General features: G+C 71.8%; 2 protein-coding genes. One reads left to right on the top strand and one right to left on the bottom strand.

From position 1 onward, the window contains the following. Positions 1 to 1,205: aldehyde dehydrogenase family protein (locus ACWCSD_RS51495; RefSeq protein WP_449927036.1), on the bottom strand; the 1,205-nt coding region annotated here is incomplete at its 3' end. Between the two features lie 277 nt (positions 1,206 to 1,482). Here ACWCSD_RS51495 and ACWCSD_RS51490 point away from each other — a divergent pair. After that, positions 1,483 to 2,482: ABC transporter substrate-binding protein (locus tag ACWCSD_RS51490; RefSeq protein ID WP_449927034.1), on the top strand; the 1,000-nt coding region annotated here is incomplete at its 3' end.

The raw sequence follows: 2,482 nt of genomic DNA, 5'->3' as shown, positions 1-2,482 counted from the left end.
GCCAGCTCCAGGGCCTCCTTCTCGGTGGCGAAGGGAGTGACGCAGACGACCGGGCCGAAGATCTCCTCCTGGAAGACGCGCATCGCGGGCGTCACGTCGGCGAAGACCGTGGCGGCCAGGAAGTTGCCCTCGGGCAGGCCGTCCGGGCGGCCGCCGCCGGCCACCAGGCGGGCCCCCTCCTCGACGCCGGCCCTTACGTAGGACATGACCCGCTCGTAGTGCTCGGGGTGGATGAGCGCGCCCAGCTCGGTCGCCAGGTCGTGCGGCGGGCCGACGCGCACCCGCGCGGCGCGCTCGGCGAGCCGGGCCACGAACTCCTCGTAGACGGTGTCCTGGACGAGCACCCGCGAGCTGGCCGTGCAGCGCTCGCCGTTGAGCGAGAAGACGCCGAAGACGGCCGCGTCGAGCGCCCGGTCCAGGTCGGCGTCGTCGAAGACGAGCAGCGGGGACTTGCCGCCCAGCTCCATCGACAACGTCTTGAGGCCGGTGGCGGCGTCGCGCATGATCGTCTGGCCGGTGGCGGTCTCGCCGGTGAAGGAGATCACCGGAACGTCGGGATGGGCCACCAGCGCCGCCCCGGCCCGCTCGCCGATGCCGTGGACGAGGTTGAACACGCCGGTCGGCAGCCCGCCCTCCTCCATGATCTCCGGCAGCAGGCTGGCCGAGAGCGGCGACCACTCGGCCGGCTTGAGCACCACCGGGCAGCCGGCCGCCAGGGCGGGCGCGAGCTTCCAGGTCTCCAGCATGAACGGCGTGTTCCACGGCGTGATCAGCCCGGCCACGCCGACCGGCTTGCGCACGACGTAGTTGAGCTGGGCCGAGCCGACGCGGTAGACGTCCTCGCCCAGGCTGCTGATGACGTCGGCGAAGAAGCGGAAGTTGTGCGCCGCCCGCCGGGCCTGGCCCCTGGCCTGGGTGATGGGCAGGCCGGTGTCGCCGCACTCCAGCTCGGCGATGCGCTCGTCGCGCGCCTCGATGGCCGCCGCGATGCCGCGCAGCACCGCCGCCCGCTCCTCGCCCGGCATCCGCGGCCACGGCCCGTCGGTGAACGCCCTGAGCGCGGCACGCACGGCCAGGTCGACGTCCTCGGCGTCCCCGGAGGCGACGGTCAGCGCGGGGCGGTTGGTCGCGGGTTCCAGCGAGGTGAACGTCTGGCCGGACACGCTGGGCACGTGGGCCCCGTCGATGTAGTGCTCCAGGTTCAACGGGCGATCTCCTTGCACTGGGACGGCGGCCCCCCGGCCACGGGTGCGATCGATCCCCTGTCGGACGTGCGGCCGGACCGCCCTCTCATGGCACTCCTCCTCCGCCCCGCCACGATGATTGCCCAGGTGGAAGGCCCAGCGGAAGGCCCCTCGCAACCCCGTCAAATCGTATAGGACATCGTCGATGATACATGGGGAACCTATGGACAGAAATATCTGATGTCGTACATGATTTGTCCATCGGGGCTGGACGCACGGCGCTTCGAGGAGGATGCGTATGCGATGTCCACGACGCCTGGTGTGGTGGGCCGCGATCGCCCTGGTGGTCTCCGCCTGCGGCACCGGCCAGGACGGCGGCGCCGCCAGAACGGCCTGCGGCACGGGGAAGCCCGCCACCGGGACCCCGATCACCGTCGGCGCGATCGTCACCGCGAGCGGCGGCATCGACTTCAGCTCGGCCACCAAGGCGGCCAAGGCGTACTTCGACTGCGTCAACGCCGGCGGCGGCATCGGCGGCCGTCCGGTCGAGTACCTCGTCGAGGACGACGGCCTCAACCCGCAGAAGGCCTCGGCCCTGGCCACCAAGCTGGCCGGCAACCGCGACCTGGTCGCCCTGGTCGGCGGCTCCAGCTTCGTCGCCTGTGGCGTCTCCGGCCCGATCTGGGAGCAGAACGGGCTGTTCGACGTGCTCGCGGTCGGCGTGCCGAGGGCGTGCTTCGAGTCGCCGCGCATCGCCCCGGTCAACGCCGGCCCCAGGGTCAGCGCCGTGGCCGCCGCCCAGTACGCCGTCGAGGTCAAGGGCGCCAGACGGGTCGCCCAGATCAGCAACCGGGTGCCCGGCGTCGGCGACTGGACCCAGGACGGCGTGCGCGCCTACCTCAGGACCAAGGGCCTGACCTCGGCCGGCGACGTGCTGCACGACCCCGGCGTCAAGGACGCCACCGCCGTGCTCCTCGAAGCCATGCGGGGCGGCCCGGACGCGATCATCCTCCAGGACCCCGCCCCCGACGACGCCGCCATCCTCAAGGCCGCCCAGGCGCAGGGCCTCAAGGACAAGGTCACCTTCGTCTGCCTGACGCCCTGCTACGACACCACCTTCCCCGGCCAGGTCGGCGGCTACTGGGAGGGCTTCGTGTCCAACTCCGAGTTCACCATGCTCGACGCCGGCACCCCCGACAACAAGCTCTGGCGCCGCGTCATGGACGAGTACGCCGACGACAAGGCCCCCCGCGACTCCTTCTCCCAGGGCGGCTTCCTGGCCGCCAAGATCTTCGTCG

This window comes from Nonomuraea sp. NPDC001684 (assembly GCF_053596515.1).
Note: the sequence above shows the minus strand (reverse complement) of the source record. Positions and strands in the feature narration are given on the sequence as shown.